The organism is Cellulomonas xylanilytica (assembly GCF_007989805.1).
GTDB classification, from domain to species: domain Bacteria; phylum Actinomycetota; class Actinomycetes; order Actinomycetales; family Cellulomonadaceae; genus Cellulomonas; species Cellulomonas xylanilytica.
The window spans coordinates 91,709-112,696 of record NZ_BJUB01000001.1; the positions used below are offsets into that span (position 1 = coordinate 91,709).

16 protein-coding genes are annotated in these 20,988 nt (G+C 72.3%); 7 read left to right on the forward strand and 9 right to left on the reverse strand.

Going from position 1 to position 20,988, the window contains the following annotated elements; translation table 11 throughout:
* Positions 1 to 74: 74 nt before the first annotated feature.
* Entirely contained in the window at positions 75 to 1,175 is a 1,101-nt protein-coding gene (locus tag CXY01_RS00380) for a LacI family DNA-binding transcriptional regulator (protein WP_371862739.1), read from the reverse strand.
* Between the two features lie 161 nt (positions 1,176 to 1,336).
* Here CXY01_RS00380 and CXY01_RS00385 point away from each other — a divergent pair, with 161 nt between their 5' ends.
* From CXY01_RS00385 to dnaG, 6 genes are all read left to right on the forward strand, one after another.
* The gene (locus CXY01_RS00385; protein WP_307724376.1) at positions 1,337 to 2,584 is read left to right on the forward strand and encodes a sugar ABC transporter substrate-binding protein; all 1,248 of its coding nucleotides are present in this window, start codon (positions 1,337 to 1,339) and stop codon (positions 2,582 to 2,584) included.
* A gap of 135 nt (positions 2,585 to 2,719) precedes the next feature.
* Positions 2,720 to 4,336, forward strand: coding sequence for an ABC transporter permease subunit (locus CXY01_RS00390; RefSeq protein ID WP_146925099.1), 1,617 nt, complete (start codon positions 2,720 to 2,722; stop codon positions 4,334 to 4,336).
* A gap of 1 nt (position 4,337) precedes the next feature.
* Positions 4,338 to 5,246 (forward strand): sugar ABC transporter permease, encoded by a 909-nt coding sequence (locus CXY01_RS00395; protein ID WP_146925100.1) that lies wholly within the window; start codon positions 4,338 to 4,340, stop codon positions 5,244 to 5,246.
* Positions 5,243 to 7,087, forward strand: coding sequence for a glycoside hydrolase family 13 protein (locus CXY01_RS00400; RefSeq protein WP_146925101.1), 1,845 nt, complete (start codon positions 5,243 to 5,245; stop codon positions 7,085 to 7,087). The genes CXY01_RS00395 and CXY01_RS00400 overlap by 4 nt, the downstream gene beginning before the upstream one ends.
* A gap of 16 nt (positions 7,088 to 7,103) precedes the next feature.
* Positions 7,104 to 8,411, forward strand: a complete 1,308-nt coding sequence (locus tag CXY01_RS00405; protein WP_146925102.1) for a deoxyguanosinetriphosphate triphosphohydrolase — start codon at positions 7,104 to 7,106, stop codon at positions 8,409 to 8,411.
* Positions 8,412 to 8,453: 42 nt separating this feature from the next.
* On the forward strand, positions 8,454 to 10,400 hold the full coding sequence (gene dnaG, locus CXY01_RS00410) for a DNA primase (RefSeq protein ID WP_146925103.1): 1,947 nt from the start codon (positions 8,454 to 8,456) through the stop codon (positions 10,398 to 10,400).
* Positions 10,401 to 10,404: 4 nt separating this feature from the next.
* On the opposite strand, the gene CXY01_RS00415 is transcribed toward dnaG, so the two are convergent.
* The 7 genes from CXY01_RS00415 to CXY01_RS00445 all read right to left on the reverse strand — a co-directional run bounded on the left by CXY01_RS00415 (position 10,405) and on the right by CXY01_RS00445 (position 17,538).
* The gene (locus tag CXY01_RS00415) at positions 10,405 to 11,211 is read right to left on the reverse strand and encodes a transglutaminase-like domain-containing protein (protein ID WP_186813241.1); all 807 of its coding nucleotides are present in this window, start codon (positions 11,209 to 11,211) and stop codon (positions 10,405 to 10,407) included.
* A 219-nt stretch (positions 11,212 to 11,430) separates the two neighbouring features.
* Complete coding sequence (locus CXY01_RS00420) at positions 11,431 to 12,399, reverse strand: family 43 glycosylhydrolase (protein WP_146925105.1); 969 nt, start codon at positions 12,397 to 12,399, stop codon at positions 11,431 to 11,433.
* A gap of 41 nt (positions 12,400 to 12,440) precedes the next feature.
* Positions 12,441 to 13,364: a carbohydrate ABC transporter permease gene (locus CXY01_RS00425; RefSeq protein ID WP_146925106.1), complete on the reverse strand. Its 924-nt coding sequence runs from the start codon at positions 13,362 to 13,364 to the stop codon at positions 12,441 to 12,443.
* A 3-nt stretch (positions 13,365 to 13,367) separates the two neighbouring features.
* Positions 13,368 to 14,321: a carbohydrate ABC transporter permease gene (locus tag CXY01_RS00430; RefSeq protein ID WP_146925107.1), complete on the reverse strand. Its 954-nt coding sequence runs from the start codon at positions 14,319 to 14,321 to the stop codon at positions 13,368 to 13,370.
* Between the two features lie 57 nt (positions 14,322 to 14,378).
* Positions 14,379 to 15,545 (reverse strand): sugar ABC transporter substrate-binding protein, encoded by a 1,167-nt coding sequence (locus tag CXY01_RS00435; RefSeq protein ID WP_246124876.1) that lies wholly within the window; start codon positions 15,543 to 15,545, stop codon positions 14,379 to 14,381.
* Positions 15,546 to 15,750: 205 nt separating this feature from the next.
* The gene (locus CXY01_RS00440) at positions 15,751 to 16,803 is read right to left on the reverse strand and encodes a LacI family DNA-binding transcriptional regulator (protein ID WP_146925109.1); all 1,053 of its coding nucleotides are present in this window, start codon (positions 16,801 to 16,803) and stop codon (positions 15,751 to 15,753) included.
* Positions 16,804 to 16,911: 108 nt separating this feature from the next.
* Positions 16,912 to 17,538, reverse strand: a complete 627-nt coding sequence (locus CXY01_RS00445) for a 4'-phosphopantetheinyl transferase family protein (protein WP_146925518.1) — start codon at positions 17,536 to 17,538, stop codon at positions 16,912 to 16,914.
* Between the two features lie 109 nt (positions 17,539 to 17,647).
* Between CXY01_RS00445 and CXY01_RS00450 the strand changes: the two genes are divergently transcribed.
* The gene (locus CXY01_RS00450; protein WP_146925110.1) at positions 17,648 to 18,076 is read left to right on the forward strand and encodes a transferase; all 429 of its coding nucleotides are present in this window, start codon (positions 17,648 to 17,650) and stop codon (positions 18,074 to 18,076) included.
* Here CXY01_RS00450 and CXY01_RS00455 read toward each other — a convergent pair.
* Positions 18,053 to 20,914: an AfsR/SARP family transcriptional regulator gene (locus CXY01_RS00455; RefSeq protein ID WP_146925111.1), complete on the reverse strand. Its 2,862-nt coding sequence runs from the start codon at positions 20,912 to 20,914 to the stop codon at positions 18,053 to 18,055. The two genes, CXY01_RS00450 and CXY01_RS00455, sit on opposite strands and share 24 nt — an antisense overlap.
* Positions 20,915 to 20,988: the final 74 nt, after the last annotated feature.

Here is a 20,988-nt window from a genome sequence, read left to right on the forward strand (position 1 = left end):
ATGCCTCACTTCGGGGTGTCTGAGAAGGGGGGAGGCGCCGTTGCCGAACAGGGTCCCGGGGGACCCGCGGTCGGTCAGAGTACGGCGGGGGCCTGTGTGGGCACAGCGACCGAGGTCAGACCGGGTGCGGCACCGGTGGAGCCGCGCACGATGAGCTCGGGGTGGAACTTCAGCTCGGTCCGGGACGCGTGCGTGCCGTTGATCTCCCCGACGAGAGCGGAGACCGCCGCGTGACCCATGGACAGGACGGGCTGGCGCACGGTGGTCAGCGGCGGGTCGGTGAAGGCGATCAGCGGGGAGTCGTCGAAGCCGACCACCGACAGGTCGCCCGGCACGGAGAGCCCGCGCGAGCGGGCCGCACGGATGGCGCCGAGAGCCATGAGGTCGGAGCCGCAGATGATCGCGGTGTGCCCGGAGTCGATGAGCTCGAGGGCCGCCGCCTGGCCGCCCTCGACCGTGAACAGCGTCGTGACGACGTGCCTGTCCGGGTCGGTCACGCCCAGGTGGCGCTCGAGGTTGACCGCGAACTCCACCCGTTTGCGGGCAGCGGGCACGAAGCGCTCGGGTCCGATCGCTAGGCCGATCGAGCGATGGCCGAGCGAGACGAGGTGGCGGAAGGCGAGGTCCAGGGCCGCCGAGTCGTCGGTGGAGACGGACGGGGCGTCGACGCCGTCGGCGAAGCCGTTGACCAGGACGATCGGCATGCCGCGGCTGCGCAGGCGGTGGTACCGCTCCTTGCTGGCGGTCGTGTCGGCGTGCAGACCGGACACGAAGACGATGCCGTCGACGGCGTGCTCCAGCAGCATCTCGACGTACTGGTCCTCGGTGGTCCCGCCGGGGGACTGCGTGCACAGCAGCGGCGTGTAGCCGCGCTCGGTCAGCATCGTCTCGATGACCTGCGCGAACGCGGGGAACACGGGGTTCGACAGCTCAGGCACCACGAGGCCGACGAGACCGGCGGACCGGGTGCGCAGCTTCTCGGGTCGCTCGTACCCGAGCACGTCGAGGGCCGCCAGCACGGCCTGCCGCGCCTGGGCCGACACGCCGTGCTTGCCGTTGAGGACCCGAGACACCGTTGCTGTGCTGACGCCGGCCTGTTCGGCCAGATCCGTCAGTCGGGTGCGCACAGGCGGCAGCGTAGGGGACACCGGACCTCCTCGTCCGTCGTGGTTCATGGGTGGTTCCGGGTGGCCCAGCGGGCGTGGGGGCACCCTCTGAAACCGTTGCCTGAAAGTTACCGTAACGACTTGCAAGCGCTGTGGCAACGACGCTAACTTCGGCCCATCAGGCCAGCGTCGGTGGGGTTCCGCCGCGCGGCACACACCCCACTTTGGAGATGACGATGCGACGGAGCATCCCTGTCGTCGCGGCGACGCTCGGCCTCGCGCTGACGCTCACCGCGTGCTCGGGCTCGGGCGACACCGGCGACGACACGTCGGCCGCCCCCACGGAGAGCGCCGGTGCGACCGGCACCCTGACGATGTGGGTGGACGACACCCGCATCAACGAGATGGAGCCGGTGGTCGCGACGTTCACCGAGTCGACCGGCATCGACGTCGAGCTCGTGCAGAAGGCGTCGGGCGACATCGGCAAGGACTTCGTCGCGCAGGTCCCCACCGGCGAGGGCCCCGACGTGATCATCTCGGCGCACGACGGCCTGGGCGAGTGGGTCAACAACGGCGTGGTCGCGCCGCTCGAGCTCGGTGACAAGGCCGGTGACTTCTCCGAGTCGGCCATCGCCGGTGTGACCTACGACGGCAAGGTCTACGGCACGCCGATCTCCATCGAGAACATCGCGCTCGTCCGCAACAACGCGCTGCTGACGGACACCCCCGCGGCGACGTTCGACGAGCTGGTCGCGCAGGCCAAGTCGGCCGGCACCCCGTTCTCGGTGCTCGTCCAGCAGGGCCCCGACTCGGACCCGTACCACCTGTACCCGCTGCAGACGTCGTTCGGTGCCCCCGTGTTCGAGCAGTCCGCGGACGGCTCCTACACGGACACGCTCTCGATGGGCGGCCCCGCCGGTGACGCGTTCGCCGCGTACCTGGCCAAGCTCGGCGCCGAGGGCGTCCTCGACCTCGCGGTCGACGGCGAGAAGGCCAAGCAGGCGTTCCTCGACGGCCAGGCGCCGTACATGATCACCGGTCCGTGGAACACCTCGGCGTTCGAGGAGGCCGGCATGGACATCGCCGTCCTCCCCGTCCCGAGCGCGGGTGGCCAGCCCGCCCAGCCGTTCGTCGGCGTCCAGGGTGCGTTCGTCTCCGCGAAGTCGGAGAACCCGGTGCTCGCCAACGAGCTCGTCGTGAACTTCCTGTCGACCGAGGCCGCGCAGGACGCGCTGTACGCCGAGGGTGGCCGCATGCCCGCCAACTCGGCGTCGGCCGCGAAGGTGGACAACGGGATCCTCAAGGGCTTCGGCGAGGCGGGCGCCACCGGCGCCCCCATGCCGGCCATCCCCGCGATGAGCTCCGTGTGGGCCTTCTGGGGCGCCACCGAGGCGCAGATCATCAGCGGGCAGGCCGAGCCGGTCAGCACGTGGAACACGATGGTCGCCAACGTCCAGGACGCCGTCGACAAGGTCTGACGGTGAAGGACGTCCCGCCGGCGGCGCGCAGCCGCCCGGCGGGACGTCCTTCCTGCACGCCGTGCCTTGCCGGCAGCACGCCGTGCCCCTGCCGGCGATCCCCGTAGCAGCCACCTGCGTCCCCGGAGGACCCGCATGACCGACCAGCAGACCCTGGAGCCACCCGCCCCGCCCGAGGCTCCCGGGCCCCGGTCGCCCCGTCGCTCGCGTGGCGACGGCTCCCACGCCCGCAACTTCTCGGCCGGCTTCGTCGTCAAGCTGATCCTCGTCGCCCTCGTCGACGCGCTCGGCGTGTACGGGATCCTCGCGGCCCTGGCCGTCCAGTCGTGGGGCATCCTCGCGTTCCTCGTGCTGGCCCTCGTGGCCGTCAACTGGATCTACTTCTCCAAGCGCGCGGTGCCGGGCAAGTACCTCATCCCGGGCCTGCTCTTCCTGCTCGTCTACCAGCTGTTCGTCATGGCCTACACGGGCTACGTGGCGTTCACGAACTACGGCGACGGGCACAACTCCACGAAGGCCGACGCGGTCGAGGCCATCTCGATCCAGAACGAGACCCGTGTCGAGGGATCACCCACGCTCCCGCTGACCGTCGTGCAGCGCGACGGCGAGCTCGGGTTCGCGGTCGTGCAGGACGGCGACGCGGAGGTCGGCACCGCCGAGGAGCCGTTCACCGCGGCCGACGACGCCACCGTCGAGGGCGAGCGCGTCACCGCCGTGCCCGGCTGGGAGGTGCTGGGCTTCGCCCAGATCGCCGAGCAGCAGGCGGCTATCACCGAGCTGCGGGTCCCGTTCTCCGACGACCCGTCGGAGGGGTCGGTCCGCACGCAGGACGGCTCGACCGGCTACGTCTACCAGTCGACGCTCGTCTACGACGAGGCGACCGACACCTTCACCGACTCGGCCACGGGGGAGACGTACACCCCGTCCGAGTCCGGGAACTTCGTGTCCGAGGACGGCGACGTCCTCACCCCGGGCTGGCGCGTCGGCGTCGGCCTCGACAACTTCACGCGCGTCTTCACCGACTCCCGGCTGGCCGGACCGTTCGCGCAGATCACCGTCTGGACGTTCGCGTTCGCGTTCCTCTCGGTGCTCACCACCTTCGCGGTGGGCCTGTTCCTCGCGATCGTGTTCAACGACCCGCGGATCCGCGGCCGCAAGGTCTACCGGTCCCTGCTGATCCTCCCGTACGCGTTCCCCGGGTTCCTGTCCGCGCTCGTCTGGAAGGGCATGCTCAACGAGCGGTTCGGGTTCGTCAACGAGGTCCTGCTCGGCGGCGCCGACATCGGCTGGCTGACCAGCCCGTGGCTGGCCAAGCTGTCGATCCTGATGGTCAACCTCTGGCTGGGCTTCCCGTACATGTTCATCGTCTGCACGGGCGCGCTGCAGGCCATCCCGGCCGACACCATCGAGGCCGCGAAGATCGACGGCGCCGGGGCGTGGCGGATCTTCCGGTCCATGACGCTGCCGCTGCTCATGATCTCCGTGGCGCCGCTGCTGATCGCGTCGTTCGCGTTCAACTTCAACAACTTCACGCTGATCTACATGCTGACCGGCGGAGGCCCCAACTTCGTGGGCACCCCGGTCGTGGTCGGCCACACGGACCTGCTCATCTCGATGGTCTACTCCGTGGCCTTCGAGAGCGGGAACAAGCAGTACGGCCTGGCGAGCGCGCTGTCGATCCTCATCTTCATCGTGGTCGGTGCGATCAGCTACGTCGGCTTCCGCCGGACCCGCAAGCTCGAGGAGATCTGAGATGGCCAGCACCGTCGTGGACCGCGAGACGCCGAGCACCGTCGTGGAGCGGGACGGCGCCCCCCGCGGGCGTCGCTGGTGGATCGAGATCGGGTGGCGGCACGTCGTCGGCATCGTGACGATCGTGATCTGCATCGTGCCGCTCGTGTACGTCCTGTCCGCCTCGCTCAACCCGGGCGGGACGCTGACCGGCTCGAACCAGCTGTTCCGCACGATCGACCTGCAGAACTACCGCGAGCTGTTCGAGGGCAACTACAGCAGCTGGTTCGCCAACTCGATCGTCATCTGCACCGTGACCTCCATCGGCACGGTCCTCATGGGCGGCGCCGCCGCGTACGCGTTCTCGCGGTTCCGGTTCCAGGGGCGGCAGGGCGGCCTGACCGCGCTGCTGATCGTGCAGATGTTCCCGCAGATGCTCGCGTTCGTGGCGATCTTCCTCGTGCTGCTCTCCATCGGTGACGTGTTCCCGATGCTCGGCCTGAACAGCCGGCTCGGGCTCATCGCGGTCTACCTGGGCGGCGCGCTCGGCGTGAACACGTTCCTCATGTACGGGTTCTTCAACACGGTCCCGCGCGAGCTCGACGAGGCGGCCAAGATCGACGGTGCCACGCACGCACAGATCTTCTGGACGATCATCCTGCGCCTCGTCGCGCCGATCCTCGCCGTGGTCGGCCTGCTGTCGTTCATCGGGACGTTCGGCGAGTTCATCATCGCCAAGGTCGTGCTGCAGCGCCCCGACGAGTTCACGCTCGCCGTCGGCCTGTACTTCTGGGCGGCCGACGAGCGCAACGCCCGCTGGGGCCTGTTCGCCGCCGGCGCCGTGCTCGCCGCCATCCCCGTCGTCCTGCTCTTCCTGGCCCTGCAGAGGTACATCGTGTCCGGGCTGACGGCCGGGTCGGTCAAGGGCTGAGCGTGGGCCACCTTCTCGACCAGCCCCACCACGACGGCTCGGAGCTGTACGTCCGGCGCGCCACGCCGCGGCTGGGCGACGTGGTCCCGGTGCGGGTCCGCGTCCCGGCGTCGGGGACCGAGCGGGCCGTCTGGCTGCGCACGGTCCGCGACGCCGAGCCGCGGATGGTCCCCACGCGGCTCGAGCGGGTCGACGCCGATGCGCGCTGGTACGTCGGCGACGTACCGGTGCACAACCCCGTGGCCGCCTACCGGGTCCTGCTCGACGAGCCGGGCGGCTACCGGTGGCTGAACGGCCGCGGCCTGCACGCCCGCGACGTGCCGGACGCCGGCGACTTCCGGCTGACCGTGCACGACCCGGCCCCGGCCTGGATGGACACCTCCGTGGTCTACCAGGTCTTCCCCGACCGGTTCGCGCGCTCGGGCCGGGAGACCGGCACCCCTCCCGACTGGGCCCAGCCCGCGGCCTGGGACGACGAGCCCATCGCGTCCGGCCCGGGAGTCGCGCAGCAGTACTTCGGCGGCGACCTGCCCGGCGTCGAGCAGCGCCTCGACCACCTGCAGCGCCTCGGCGTCGACACCCTGTACCTGACACCGGTGTTCCCGGGCCGCTCCAACCACCGCTACGACGCGAGCACGTTCGACCACGTCGACCCGCTGCTGGGCGGCGACGAGGCGCTCGCGTCGCTGAGCCGTGCGGTGCACGCCCGGGGCATGCGGATCCTGGGCGACCTGACGACGAACCACACCGGCGCCGGGCACGAGTGGTTCGGGCGCGCCCGCGCCGACCGGTCGAGCGAGGAGTCGTCGTTCTACTACTGGACCGAGGAGGAGCCCGGGTACGTCGGCTGGCTCGAGCACGCGTCCCTGCCGAAGCTCAACTACAACGCCCCGGCGCTGGCCGGGCGGATGGTCGAGGGGCCGGACTCCGTGATCGGCCGCTGGCTGGTCGAGCCGTACTCCCTGGACGGCTGGCGGATCGACGTCGCCAACATGACCGGCCGCTACGCCGACGACGACCTGACGCTCCAGGTGGCCCGGACCATCCGGTCGACCATGCACGCGCTGAACCCCGAGGCGGTGCTGGTCTCCGAGCACTTCCACGACGCCGGCACCGACCTGGCCGCGGGCGGCTGGCACGCGAACATGAACTACTCGGCGTTCACGCGGCCCGTGTGGACGTGGCTGGTGGACCCGGACCTGGACCTCGGCTTCCTGGGCATGCCGGTGAGCATCCCGCGCCGGGACGGCGTCTCCATGGTCGAGACCATGCGCGACTTCGACTCGACGGTGCCGTGGGCCGTGACCACCCACCAGTGGAACATGCTGGGCTCGCACGACACCGCGCGGCTGCGCACCGTCGTCGGGACGCGCGAGCGGGTCGAGCTCGCCGCCGGCCTGCTGTTCACCTACCCGGGGACGCCGGCGATGTTCGCGGGCGACGAGGGCGGGTTGACGGGTACCAACGGTGAGCACGCCCGCGGCACGATGCCCTGGGACCAGATCGACGCCGGCGGTGGGCCGCGCTGGGACTCGGCGACGTTCGAGATCTACCGGTCGCTCATCGCGGTCCGGCGCGGCTCCCGGGCACTGCGGGAGGGCGGCATGCGCTGGGCCGTCGTGACCCCGGACGCGGTCGCGTACCTGCGCGAGACGACCGACGAGCGCGTGCTCGTGCTCGTCGCGCGCGGGCCCTGGGAGGGCACCGTCCTGCCGCGGCACCTGCTCGCGCCGGGTGCGTCGCCGGAGAACCTGTACGGCGGCGCGGACCTCGACGTGCGACCGGACGGGCTGGGCCTGCCCGGCGACGGGCCGGGTGTGCAGGTCTGGCGGCTCGCCTGATCGTTACGCTGGCACGGTGACCGCACTGGACCAGGCCCTCGACCTCGACGGGTACGTCGACGCCGACCGGGCGCGCTGGGTCCGCGAGCCCGCGAAGTCCCGCGAGCGGACGGCGTTCGAGCGGGACCGCGCACGTCTCGTGCACTCGTCCGCGCTGCGCCGCCTCGGGGCCAAGACGCAGGTGCTCGGGCCGTCGTCGGACGACTTCGTGCGCACGCGGCTGACGCACACGCTCGAGGTCGCGCAGGTGGGCCGCGAGATCGGCAAGGCGCTCGGCTGCGACCCCGACATCGTCGACACCGCGTGCCTGGCGCACGACCTGGGCCACCCGCCGTTCGGGCACAACGGCGAGCGGGCGCTGGCGGAGCTGGCCAAGGGGATCGGCGGGTTCGAGGGCAACGCCCAGACGCTGCGGCTGCTCACCCGCCTGGAGCCCAAGGTCGTCGCCCCCGACGGCCGCGCGGTCGGGCTCAACCTGACGCGGGCCAGCCTGGACGCGTCGGTGAAGTACCCGTGGCGGCACCTGCAGGGACCGGTCAGCGCGGCGAGCGGGCGGCCCACGCACAAGTTCGGCGTCTACGAGGACGACCTGCCCGTCTTCGCGTGGCTGCGCGAGCAGGCGCCGGACGGCCGCAAGTGCCTCGAGGCGCAGGTCATGGACCTGGCCGACGACATCTCCTACTCGGTGCACGACGTGGAGGACGCGGTCGTCGGCGGGCGGCTGGACCTCGAGGTGCTCGGCGTCGCGGGCGAGCGCGACCGCGTGGTCGAGGCGGTGCAGACCTGGTACGGCGACGCCGTGAGCGCCGAGGGGCTGCAGGACGCGATCGACCGGCTCGTCGCCGCGCGGCTGTGGCGTCCGGGGTTCGACGGGTCCCGCGCGGCGCTGGCCTCGCTCAAGGACTCCACGAGCCAGCTCATCGGGCGCTTCGCCAAGGCGTCGCAGCTGGCCACGCGCGAGGAGTACGGCACCGGGCCGCTGACCCGGTACGCGGCGGACCTGATCGTCCCGCACGAGACTCTCGCCGAGATCCTCGTGCTCAAGGGCCTCGCCGTCACCTACGTCATGGCGCCGCGGGAGCTCGAACCGCTCTACCACCGGCAGCGCGAGGTGCTGGTCGACCTGGTGCACGTGCTGTCCGAGCGGGCGCCCATCGCCCTGGAGCCGCCGTTCGCCGCGGACTGGGTCGAGGCCGAGAACGACGCCGCCCGCCTGCGCGTGGTGATCGACCAGGTGGCCTCGCTGACCGACGTCTCCGCCGCCGAGCTGCACGCCCGTCTGGTTCACCCGCCCCGGCACGGCGGACCGCCCGTCCTCGTCTGAGAACGGTCCGGCACTCAGGGCGCCGACGCCTAGACTCCTCGCGTGGCAGGACGCATCCGGCGGGAGGACGTGGAAGCGGTCCGCGAGCGTGCCCACATCGAGGAGATCGTCGGTCAGCACGTCACGCTGAGGTCCGCGGGCGTCGGCTCGATGAAGGGCCTGTGCCCGTTCCACGACGAGCGTTCCCCCTCCTTCCACGTGCGCCCCCAGGTCGGCCGCTACCACTGCTTCGGCTGCGGCGAGGGCGGCGACGTCATCGACTTCGTGCAGAAGGTCGACGGGCTCGGCTTCTCCGAGGCGGTCGAGTACCTCGCCGGCAAGGTCGGCCTCCAGCTGCGGTACGAGGAGGGCGGCGGTCCGCGGTCGACCGAGGAGCCCGGAAAGCGCCGGCGGCTCATCGAGGCCCACAAGGTGGCCGAGGAGTTCTACCGCGAGCAGCTGAGCACGCCGGCCGCTGCCGCCGGCCGCCAGTTCCTCGCGGAGCGCGGCTTCGACCGGACCGCCGCGGCGGACTTCGGGGTCGGGTTCGCGCCGCAGGGCTGGGACTCACTCCTGCGACACCTGCGCGGGCGCGGGTTCACCGAGGCGGAGCTGACGCTGTCCGGGCTGGTCAGCCAGGGGCAGCGCGGCATCTACGACCGGTTCCGCGGCCGGCTGGTGTGGCCCATCCGCGAGGTGACAGGGGAGACCGTCGGCTTCGGCGCGCGGCGGCTGTTCGAGGAGGACCAGGGGCCCAAGTACCTGAACACCCCCGAGACCCCGCTCTACAAGAAGTCCCACGTCCTGTACGGCATCGACCTGGCCAAGCGGGACCTGCAGCGCGACAAGCGGGTGGTCGTCGTCGAGGGGTACACCGACGTCATGGCCATGCACCTGTCCGGCGTCGGCACCGCCGTGGCCACCTGCGGCACGGCGTTCGGGTCCGACCACGCACGCATCGTGCGACGGCTCATCGGCGACTCCGGGTCGTCCGGGGGCGTCCAGCTGGCCTCCGGTGCCTCGGTCGGCGGCGAGATCATCTTCACGTTCGACGGTGACGCGGCCGGTCAGAAGGCGGCGCTGCGGGCATTCGGGGAGGACCAGTCCTTCTCCGCGCAGACGTTCGTCGCCGTCGAGCGGTCCGGCATGGACCCGTGCGAGCTGCGCCAGGCCAAGGGCCCCGACGCGGTCCGCGCCCTGGTCGCCGGCCGGACGCCGCTGTACGAGTTCGTCATCCGCTCGACCCTCGCGTCCTACGACCTGCGCACCGCGGAGGGCCGGATCGGCGCCCTGCGTGCCGCCGCCCCGGTCGTCGCCGGGATCCGCGACGCCGGTCTGCGCCCCGAGTACACCCGGTTGCTTTCCGGCTGGCTGGGCATCGACGACCAGGACTCCGTGCGCCGGGCGGTGCAGGGCGCGTCGACCCGCCCGCAGGCCGCCGGCCGGTCGCAGTCCAGCAACGAGCGGCCCACCGCATCCGCCGAACCGACTCCCGTGCCCCTGCAGCGCATGCCCGTCCCCGACCGCCGGGACCCGGTCGCGCAGATCGAGCGCACCGCCCTCGAGGTCGTGCTCCAGCGTCCGGACCTGGTCGCGGCGGACTTCGACGAGCTGCCGACCGACGCGTTCGGCGCTCCCGCCTACCGCGCGGTCCACGAGGCCATCCGCGCTGCCGGCGGGCTCACCGTCGCCCGGCCGCTCGTGCAGGCGTCGGGCGGCTCGACCGGCTGGGTCGGTGCCGTCATCGAGGAGGCCGCCGAGCCCGTCCGCGGCCTGGTCACCGAGCTCGCCGTCGCACCCCTGCCCGAGGACCGGCCGGAAGCGCTCGAGGGCTACGTCAAGGGCGTCGTCCTGCGCCTGGTCGAGATCGGGTTCACCCGGCACATCGCCGACCTGCGCGGACGCCTCCAGCGCATGGACGCCGAGGCGGACCCGGCCGCGTACCAGGCCGCGTTCGCGGAGCTGGTCGAGGTCGAGGGCCGCCGCCGGAACCTGCGCGAGAGCGCCTGACGCCTCAGCGCAGGGCGACCAGACCGGTGCCGTCGTCGGCCGGCAGCGCAGCGGGCACGGAGTGGACGGCCGCCGTCACCGTCATCGCGCGGATCGAGAGCTGGCCGCCGTAGTACGACAGGAACGCGGTGTCGGTGGCGTCGCGGCCGGTCGCGATCCGGACCAAAGAGCCTCGCGGTGCCAGCCGGGTGGCGTCGACCACGTGCCAGGCGCCGTCGACGTAGGCCTCGGCGACCGCGTGGAAGTCCATCGGCTTGAGGCCCGGCGCGTAGACCGACACGAGGCGGGCGGGGACGTCCTTGGCGCGCAGCAGCGCGACGACGAGGTGCGCGAAGTCCCGGCACACCCCGCGGCGCTTGAGCAGGGTGTCGGTGGCACCGTCGGTCGGCAGGCTGGAGCCCGACAGGTACGTGACGTGGCCGGTGACCCACGCGACGACGGCGTCGAGCAGCTCGGGTCCCTCGATGCCCCGGAACTGGTCCCGGGCGAACGCGAGCAGGCGGTCCGACTCGGCGTAGCGGCTGGGCCGGCGGTACTCGACGAGGTCGACGTCCTCGACGGGCGGCAGGTCGCTCTGGCCCGTGATGGTGGCCTGGTAGTCGACGACCAGGCGGCCCGCGGGGGACAGCACGCGGTGCATGCGGCCGCCGTGCGCCATCTTGATCTCGGCGACGTCCAGGGCCCCGTCCTCGTGGCGCACCGAGAGGATCTCGGAGCGGTCGTAGGCGCCGTCCGCGACGGCGACGGAGAGCAGGATCTCGAGCGGGTTGCGCACGTCCAGGGACAGGTGCGAGGTGACGGTGCGCAGCACGGCCGGGGGTCCTTTCCCGGCCATCGGCGGCCGGACCATCAGGGGGGCAGGCGCAAGTGTGAGGCTCGCGCGGCCATCCGTCCAGCCCGCGGACAGAACCCGGTGAACACGCAGGTCAGGGGCCTGTCCCACATCGTTCCCGACGGCTCTGGAGACGACTGCGGCGCGGAGGGTTACCCGTGGGTAGCCGACCTCCGCGCCGCATCGTCACCGGGACGCTCAGCGGCTGCGCACCGCCGGGTCCAGCACGTCCAGCCGGCGGCCGTCCCACCGCACCGGCAGGGGGTCGCTGACACCGCCGACGAAGCCCCCGTCGGCACCCGAGTGATGGAAGGCCAGCAGGACCCACTCGCCGTCCGACCGGCGGCGCACGAGGCGCCCGCTGTAGAGGGTGTCGTCCGTCGCCTGGTGGGCGTCGGCCACGTCGTACGGACCCAGCAGGCTCGCCGCAGGGGCGGCCCAGACGCCCCCGGTCGCCCCCGTGGCGACCGCGGCCGCGGACATGTCCGTCGCCAGGCAGGAGAACAGCAGCACCGGCGCGCCGTCGACCACCTCCACCTGCATCACCTCGAGCTGACCGAACCCCTGCCCGGGCTCGCTCAGCGGGGGCCGGAGCTCCCACGTGCGCAGGTCCGGGGACCAGGCGTGGCCGACGACGCCGCGGTCGTCCGCCGGGCCGGTGCGGCCCCGGGCGGTGACGAGCATGTGCCACCCGTCGCCGTCCGGGTCGGGGAACACCCACGGGTCGCGGAACGCCTCGTCGTGCCACTGGCCGTCGGCCAGCACCTCGTACCACTCGCCGTCGGCGCGCAGCACGGGGTTGGTCGGCGACTTGTGCCAGGTCAGCAGGTCGTCGGAGGTGGCGTACCCGATCGTCTGCACGTTGCCCTCCGGCGTGAGCGTGGCTCCCGTGTAGAAGAGGAACCACGTGCCGTCGGGGTGCCGCACGACCGAGCCGGTCCACGTGGCCAGGTCGTCGAACGCCGGTGCGTCGCTGCGCACGAGGGCGTCCGGCACCCGGGTCCAGTCCTGCAGGTCCGACGACACCGCGTGCCCGATCGAGGCCCGGTAGTGCCGGCGGTCCGGCTCGTGCAGCGCACGTGACGCGTAGAGGAAGAAGAGGTGGTGCTGCTCGCCGTCGTCGGCCAGCCAGAAGTCCCACACCCAGGACTCGGGAAGGGTGAACATGGGTCTGCCTTTCACGCCGTCGCCGGCGGGGATGGAGGGGGTCAGCCCTTGACGCCGCTGGCGGCGACGCTGCTGACGAAGGCCCGCTGGAACGAGAGGAACACGATGAGCACGGGCAGCGTGATGAGGGTCGTGTAGGCCATCACCTCGCCCCAGGCGGGGTTCAGCTGGAAGAAGTACTGCATCCCGACCATGACGGGCCGCAGGTTCTCCTCCTGCACGACCATGAGCGGCCACAGGTACGAGTTCCACGCGGGCAGGAACGTGAGGATCGCGACCGTGGCGAACGCCGGGCCGGCCAGGGGCACGACGATCTTGCGGTAGATCGTGAACCACCCGGCGCCGTCGATCCGGGCGGCCTCGTCGAGCGACTTCGGGATCGTCGAGAAGTACTGGGTGAACAGGAAGATCGAGAACGCGTTCGCGATGAACGGGATGATCTGCACCTGGTAGGTGTTCAGCCAGCCGAAGTCGTACTTCGGGACCCCGCCCTCGAACACCAGGGTCGGCAGCTTGGACACCCAGTAGACCATCGGGATCGCGATCGTCTCGAAGGGCACGATGAGCGTCGCGATGACGACGGCGAGCACCGCCCCGCGGCCCTTCCACTCCAGCCGGGAGAGCGCGAAGCCGCACATGCTGTTGACCACCAGGCCCAGCACGACGATGAGCGTCGTGATCAGCACCGAGTTGATCATGAACCGCGCGACGGGGACGCGGTCGAACACGTCGCGGTAGTTGTCGAGGCTGAGGTCGCCCACGGGCAGGAACGCGTTCAGCGACCGGACGTCGGACAGGATCTGCGCGTCGGGCTTCAGGCTCGAGATGAACATGAAGACCATCGGGAAGAGGAAGATGACCGCGAAGAGCGCCATCGCGAGGTAGGACCACACGTTGCGCCGGCGGCGCTGCTGGCGCTCGGTCCGGTCCAGCTGCCGGCTCGAGGGCGCGGTGATGGTGGCCATGGCTCAGTCCTTCTCTCGGGTCACGAAGCGCTGCACGAGGGCGATCACGAGCACCAGCACGAAGAAGATGAGCGAGATCGCGGCCCCGTAGCCGGTCTCCTGCTCGCGGTACCCCTTGCGGACGGCGTGGTAGACGATCGTCGTCGTCGAGTTCTGCGGGCCGCCCTGCGTCATCACGTCGATCTGCACGAACAGGCCGAGGGCCGAGATGGTGATGGTCACCAGGACGAAGATCATGGTCGAGCGCAGGCCGGGCCACGTGACGTTCTTGAACTGCGCCCAGGCGTCGGCGCCGTCCATGCGCGCGGCCTCGTAGAGCTCGCCGGGGATGGTCTGCAGCCCCGAGAGCCAGATGAGCATGTGGAACCCGACGGCCTGCCAGATCGACAGCACGATGATCGCGGGCAGCGCGGTCCGAGGGTTGTTCAGCCAGTCGGCGCCCTGCAGCACCCCGAACGTCATGGTGTCGATGAACGAGTTGATGAGCCCGGTCGGCTGGTACATGAACTTCCACAGGATCGACACCACGACGATCGACGTGACCACCGGGATGAAGTAGACGATCCGGAAGAACGTGACGCCCCGCAGCTTCTGGTTCACCAGGACGGCGAGCAGCAGACCCAGGCCGGCCTGCACGGGGACGACGACGATCGCGAACAGGAACGTGTTGAGGACGGACCGCAGGAACACGGGGTCCTGGGTGAACGCCCGGATGAAGTTGTCGAGGCCGACGAACCGCGGCGGGTTCGGCGAGATGAGGCGCGCGTTCGTGAACGACAGACCGAACGCGAGCAGCACGGGGACGATGAGGAACAGGCCGAGCAGGATGGCCGCGGGCGCGGCCATCGCGAGGCCGGAGCGGCGTTCGCCGCGGGCGCCGGCCGAGGACCGGCGGCGGGCGAGATCAGGGGTGGCCGGTGGGCGCGCGGGCGCCACGGACGTGGTCGAGGAAGCCATGGTGGTGTCCGTTCAGGCGGGGGCAGCAGCGGTGCTGCCCCCGCCGGGCAGGACGGCTCAGAAGCCGTAGCCGTCGTTGGACGTGATGTTGGTGTCGATCTCCTGGACCGCTCCGTCGAGGGTCGACTGGACGTCGGAGCCGCTCATGATGTCCTTGGCGGCCTTCTCGAACGTGCTCGAGATGACCGGGTACGCCGGTGTGGCAGGACGGGCGAGGGCGTAGGCCTGCGACAGCTCCACGAACGGGCGCAGCGGGTCGCCCTCACCGAAGTTGGCGGAGAGCTCCTCGGCGGCGGCGGTCGCCGGGATGACCACCTGCTTGTCGCTGAACTCGGCGATGTACTTGTCCTGGAAGCTGAACTCCAGGTACTCGCGTGCGCCGTCGACCGCGTCGCAGCTGGACGAGATGCCCCACTGCCAGGAGCCGCCACCGATCTTCGGGCCGTCGCCGAAGTCCGGCGGGGGCAGGATCAGCAGGTCGTCGCCGATCGCCTCGAGGGAGCCCATGGCGTTCCAGACGCCCGTGTAGCTCAGCGCGACGACGTCGTCGTTGAACTCCTGGTTGCCGATGGTGCCGGAGTTGCTGGTGTACCCGTTGGCGAACGAGTCCTGGAACCAGGTGAAGAACTCGACCGCCTCGGGGCCGTTGAGCGCCCCGTCCGCGGTGAGCATCGTCTCGCGGTCGATGAGGTCACCGCCCGCGCTCTGCAGCATGGGGGAGTACGCGTACGACCACCACTCGCCCTTGTCCTCGGCACCGATGTCGAGGGGCGTCTCGTAGCCGGCGGCCTTCAGCGTGGCCAGGGCGGCGTCGAACTCCTCGATGGTCCACGGCTCGTCGATGGTCGGGATCCGGATGGCGTTGGCGTCGAGCACCGACTTGCGGGCGAAGATCGACAGTGCCGCGTCCCAGTAGCCGGCGGCGTAGATCTCGTCCTGGTACGTGCCGACGGCCGTCGGGAGCAGGTTGTCGGTGATGCTCGTGGGCAGCTCGAGCGGCTGGATGTACTCCGCCCACGCCCAGTTGGGGACGATCGGGCCGTCCATGTCGAGCAGGCACGGCAGGTCGCCCGCGGCCGCTGCGGCGACGATGGCGTCGTTGTAGGCGCCCTGCGGGAACGACTCCGTCACCACGGTGTACTGGTCCTGCGACGCGTTGAAGTCGTCGATGATCTTCGTGTAGACCTCCAGCTCGGCCGGGTTGCCGGCGGAGTGCGTCCACATGGTGAGCTCCTGCGGTCCGTCACCGGACCCACCGTCGCCCTGACCCGCCTGCCCGCAGGCGGAGAGTGCCAGGGCTGACGCCGCCGACACCGATACGATCGTGACGAGGGACCTGCGCTTCATCGTGGGTTCCTTTCCTGGTGCCCGACCGGCAAGTCGGGTCACCGCTCCACGACCACCGACGGTGGTCGTTGGGGATTGCGTGTCAGGTCCGTCGCCGGCTGTCGCTCGCAGCTGTGGCCGGCGGCGGACCCACCGAGTCCCGATCGACGATCGGGCAGGGCATGAGGTGAGGGGCGTCGGGATCGTCCGGCGTCCGGATGCCGAGGGCGACCTCCATCGCCCATCGGCCCATCTCGTAGTGCGGCAGCGCGACGGTGGTCAGCGGCGGGTCGAGGTCCGCTGCGACGAGCTGCTGGTCGTCGTACCCGACGATCGAGAGGTCCTGCGGGACGGCCAGGCCGCGGCGGTGCGCCGCCACGTACGCGCCCGCGGCGATGCGGTCGTTGAAGCAGAACAGCGCCGTGGGCCGGTGGTCCTCCGGCAGGTCGAGCAGCCGGTCGGTCGCCTCCCGCCCGCCGGCGGACGAGGTGTCGCAGCGGACGTGCAGCGCGGGGTCCGGGTCGATGCCGGCCTCGGCGAGCACCTGGAGGTAGCCCTCGTGGCGCAGGTCGGAGGCGACGGGCGGGTGCGGCTCGTCGACGTCCACGTAGGCGATCCGACGGTGCCCGGCCGCGACCAGCGCCCGGACGGCCGCGACGCCGCCCGCGCGGTCGTCGGGGACGACCGCTGGGAAGCCGCCGTCGGCCGGGCGGCAGTCGAGGAACACGGTGCCGCGGGGGAGCGAGGACGGGGCGTCGACCACCCGGTGCCACATGCAGGCGTAGATCATCGCGTCGACCTGCTGGGCGGCCAGCGCGCGGATGGCCTCCCGCTCCACGGTCTCGTCGGCGTCGGTGTCCACGAGGAACACGAGGATGCCGTGCTCGCGGGCCACGTCCTGGGCGCCGGCCAGCATGCGGCCGGCGAAGGGGGTCGTGGCGATCCGGTCGGAGATCAGGCCCACCGTGTGGCTGCGCTGGGTCCGCAGGCCGCGTGCCACGGAGTTCGGCGTGTACCCGACCTCCTCCGCGGCGCGGCGGACGCGGTCCCGCGTGGCGTCCGTGATGCGGGCCGTGCGGTCGTTGAGGACCAGCGAGACGGTGGCGGTGGAGACGCCCGCCGCGGCGGCGACGTCGGAGATCCGTGCTCGCGCCATGTCACCCCTCACTTCCTCGTGAGCCGCTGCTAAATCGATTAAACAACTGCGCAGAGCATGCCGCCGATCCCGTGGGGCGTCAAGTGGTCGAGGGAAAGTCGCGGGCGCTCAGGCCCGCGCCAGCACGACGGCGGTGACGACCAGCCCGTCGCCGACCGCCCACCGGCCGTGCAGCACGTCGGTGCCCAGCCCGGTCCGGCGGAGCCGTGCCACGAACGTGCCGTCGCCGAGCACGACGTCCACGTCCTCGAACCCGAGCCACGACCGCGTCACGGGGTACCAGACCTTGTAGACCGACTCCTTGGCCGAGAACAGGACACGGTCCGCGCACAGGGCGGGCTCGGTGCGGGCGACCGCCCGCTGCTCGTCGACGCTCAGGACGAGCGCATCGACGCCGGGCGGCAGAGGCGCGTGCGGCTCGGCGTCGATGCCGATCCCCGCCCAGCTGTCGGCGCGCCCGACGGCAGCGGCGCGGTACCCGTCGACGTGCGTCATGCTGCCGACGATCCCGGCCGGCCACACCGGTGCGCGGTCGGGTCCTGCGGGGACGGTCGCGTCCGGCAGACCGAGCCGGCGCAACGCGATCCGCGCGCACCCGCGGACCGCGGCGTACTCGGCACGGCGGGCCGGTACCGCGTTCGCGACCCCGGGCTCCTCCGACGGGTGCAGGACCTCGGGCAGCGGGGGACCCGCGTGCTCGGCCACCTCGACGCCCACCGGCAGCACCCGTCCCATCACCTCGCGCAGTCTGCCAAAGCCTGTTCGCCGCGGGCTGAGTTGTTTCGGGAAACCTCAGGCACCCGAACGTCGTTATGACGTGCAGGACCATCGACGGAGGAGAGGCATGTCGCGACGGATCAAGGGTCTGGTGGAGTTCGAGGACGACCGTGGCGCGGTCGTGCGCTACGTGCGGCACGCCCACGGAGGCGGGCTGGTCTCGCCGGCCGCCCGCGCGCACGAGAGCGCGTGGCTGGCCGACACGTCGTACGTCGAGGCCGGCGCGGTGGTGCACGAGGGTGCACGGGTCGGCGCGGGCAGCTGGGTCGACACCGACGTCGTGGTCGGCGCCAGGGCGGTCGTCGGGAGCAACGTGCACCTGGGTGCCGGGACGCGCGTGGGCGCCGATGCGCGCGTCGGTGCGGGTGCGCGCCTCGGGGAGCGGGTCGTCCTCGAGCCGGGTGCCACCGTGCCCGCCGACCAGGTCGTCCCGGACGAGACGACCGTCGCCGGGTCGGGCCGAGGACGCCCGTCAGGGTACGAGCGGGCCGCCTAGCTCCGACCGCAGGGCGTCGACGGCCAGCTCGACGGCGTCGGCAGCCGTCATGGCCCGGGCGCGGGTCCGCAGCCCGGAGACGTGGTCGGCGCCCATCCGGTCCAGGACCACGCGCACCCGCCGGGCCGCGTCCCCGACGAGCTCGGACGCCGCGTCGGCCGACTCGGCGGCCAGGAGCAGGACACCCGCCGCGTCGGACGACCCGTGCGCGTCGAGGAGGATCGCCGCGTCGCGTGCCGTCGTCCACAGCTGGGTGAGGTTCCCCGCGGCCGACCAGTAGCGCAGGAGCCCGACGTAGTCCTCAGCCGCCGCCCGGACGTCCCCCTGAGCGGCGCGCGACGCAGCGAGCCCGACCGCAGCGACCCCCTCGATGAAGCCGGCGCCACACCCTCGGGCGAGGTCCACGGCCGCGGTGTAGCTGGCGACAGCCGCGTCGGGGTCGCTCGCGGCGCTGAGCTCACCCGCGACGTAGTGGAACCACGCGCGGTGAGACAGGCTCGGCGCCCTGCTCAGCGCTCGTCCCGCGTCGTCGAGCAGGGCACCCGCTCCCGACGCGTCGCCGGCGTAGCCGAGGGCGAGCGCGCCTGACGCGAGGTACGGCGACGGCAGCGGTGACAGGGCCGCGGCGACGGCCCAGTCCTGCGCGGCGCGCGCGTGGTCGCCGCGGAAGAGCGCGACGGCCGCCGACGCGCTCCAGGCACTCACGACGCCGGGGTCGTCGCCGGCGGCCTCGATCGCGGTGCGGGCCAGCCGCGTGGCGCCGGACAGGTCCCCGAGCAGCCATGACGCCTCGGCGGCCGCCGCGCGGACCGCGTGCTCCCGCGGGTCGCCCTGCAGCAGCGGGTCCTGCTCGAGCTCGACGGCCCACGCCCAGAGCTCCGTCAGGTCTCGCCACGTCCCGGCGTCGTCCAGGGCCAGGGTGATGTCGATCCGCGGCTCCACGTCGGCGCGCCCGCGCGACAGGTCCCTCGCGGCACGCAGGTTGGCGAGCTCTGCCCGGAGCCGACGGTCCGCCGCCTGCTCCCCGTCGCCGACGACGGCGGCCCCGATCTCGGCGGCGGCCCGGGACGCCCACCGCAGGAACGTGGTCTCGGCGGCCGCACGTTCGCCGCGCGCGTCGAGGTCGTCCAGGAGGAACGACCGGATGGTTTCCAGGAGCCGGTAGCGCACCTGCTCCTCGTGGGCGGCGTCGACCAGGGAGTGGTCCACCAGGCGGGCCAGGACGGCGACCGGCTCGGCTCCTGGAGCCGCCTCGGTCGACAGCCGCTCGAAGGTCTCCAGGTCGACACCCGCAGGGAACGGCGCGAGGCTGCGCAGGACGGCCCGGTCGGCCGGGTCGAGGAGGCGGTACGACCAGTCGATGGTTGCGCGCAGGGTCTCCTGCCGGGCGTCGGCGGTGGGTCGTCGGGCGGAGAGCGCGTCGAGCGCCCGCCCGAGCCGCTCCTGCAGCGCCGCGAGCGGCACGGCACCCAGCTGCCCGGCGGCGAGCTCGATGGCCAGCGGGAGACCGTCGAGGCGGCGCACCACGTCCAGGAGCGCCGGGGCATCGTCCGGCGCGGGGGTGTAGTCGCGCACCCGCAGCCGAGCGTGCTCCAGGAAGGCCTGCACGCTCGGCTGGTGCGCGAGGGGCGTCAGGTCGCCCTCGCGGGGCACGGGCAGCGGCTGGAGGCGGACGACGAACTCTCCGGGCGCGTGCAGCGTCACGCGGGACGTCGCCAGGATCCGCACGGTCGGTGCCGTCTCCTGGAGCGCGACGACCAGGTCGCGCACCGCGTCCACCACGTGCTCGCAGTTGTCCAGCACCAGCAGGGTAGCCCTGCCGCTGAGCATCGTGGCCACCGCCGCGGGCGCCGGGTCGCGCGTGAGGCGCAGCCCCAGGGCGGCGGCGACCGCCTCGGGCACCCGCGTCCCCTCCGTGACCGCCGCCAGCCGTACCGCGACGCTCTCGGTGCCCGTGCGGTCGCTGTGCTCGGCGGCCGCCTGCAGCGTGAGCCGCGTCTTGCCGACGCCGCCCGGTCCTGTCACGGTGAGCACCGGCTGGCTGTCCAGGAGCCGCAGCAGCTCCGTGACGTCATGGTCGCGTCCCACCAGCGGCCCGGCCGGTGTGCGGACCGCCGACGTGGTGCGGACCCGGCTCGGCGCCAGGGACCCGGCGGCCACCAGACGCTCCCACGTGCTGAGCGCGGGGGTGGGGTCCAGGCCCGTCTCGTCCGCGAGCCGCCGCCGGAACGCCGCGGCGGTGTGCATCGCGTCCGCGGTCCGGCCCTCCGCGGCATACGACCGCATGAGCAGGATGACCGTGCGCTCCCGCAGGGGGGACGTCGCCACCGCTGTCGCCGCGTCGGCGGACCGGCTCGTGCCGCCGACGACCTCGGCCTCGGTCGCGTCGTCGCGCAACCGGAGCCAGAGCTCGTCCAGCGCGACCTTCTCGACCGCCAGTCCCGGCCGGTCGACGAACTCCTCGAGCGCGCCGCCCCGCCAGAGACGCAGGGCGTCCGCCGGGGAGTCGTCGGCGAGCCACCGGGCGTCCGCCACGTCGAGCCCTCCGTCGCCGAGCTCGAGGACGTAGCCGCCGTCACCGTGCCGCAAGCGGTCGGCGTACGGACCGAGATGACGCCGTACCCGGGAGACGTGGCTCTGCACCGCCTGCGTGGCGTCCCGGGGCGGATCGTCCGGCCACAGCTCGTCGACGAGCGCGGTGCGGCTGACCTCCCGGCCCTCGGCCATCGCCAGCACCGCCAGGACGGCCCGCCGCCGGTTGCCGGGGACATCCACGGGGATGCCGTCGACGAGGAGGCGGAGGGGACCGAGGAGCTCGACACGCAGTCCGCTGGCCACCCGACCTCCCTCCGCACGGTCCAGGTGGCCACTGTGCCGGGTCGGCCCCGTGCCGCACCAGGGAGATGTGCGTC

Bases quoted from the DNA above. Each gene is read 5' to 3' on its own strand.
- CXY01_RS00440 (WP_146925109.1), bottom strand. From the start codon at position 16,803: ATGGCGCGAGCACGGATCTCCGACGTCGCCGCCGCGGCGGGCGTCTCC.
- CXY01_RS00390 (WP_146925099.1), top strand. From the start codon at position 2,720: ATGACCGACCAGCAGACCCTGGAGCCACCCGCCCCGCCCGAGGCTCCC.
- CXY01_RS00420 (WP_146925105.1), bottom strand. From the start codon at position 12,399: ATGTTCACCCTTCCCGAGTCCTGGGTGTGGGACTTCTGGCTGGCCGAC.
- CXY01_RS00445 (WP_146925518.1), bottom strand. From the start codon at position 17,538: ATGGGACGGGTGCTGCCGGTGGGCGTCGAGGTGGCCGAGCACGCGGGT.
- CXY01_RS00430 (WP_146925107.1), bottom strand. From the start codon at position 14,321: ATGGCTTCCTCGACCACGTCCGTGGCGCCCGCGCGCCCACCGGCCACC.
- CXY01_RS00450 (WP_146925110.1), top strand. From the start codon at position 17,648: ATGTCGCGACGGATCAAGGGTCTGGTGGAGTTCGAGGACGACCGTGGC.
- CXY01_RS00435 (WP_246124876.1), bottom strand. From the start codon at position 15,545: ATGTGGACGCACTCCGCCGGCAACCCGGCCGAGCTGGAGGTCTACACG.
- CXY01_RS00385 (WP_307724376.1), top strand. From the start codon at position 1,337: ATGACGATGCGACGGAGCATCCCTGTCGTCGCGGCGACGCTCGGCCTC.
- CXY01_RS00395 (WP_146925100.1), top strand. From the start codon at position 4,338: ATGGCCAGCACCGTCGTGGACCGCGAGACGCCGAGCACCGTCGTGGAG.
- CXY01_RS00425 (WP_146925106.1), bottom strand. From the start codon at position 13,364: ATGGCCACCATCACCGCGCCCTCGAGCCGGCAGCTGGACCGGACCGAG.
- CXY01_RS00380 (WP_371862739.1), bottom strand. From the start codon at position 1,175: ATGAACCACGACGGACGAGGAGGTCCGGTGTCCCCTACGCTGCCGCCT.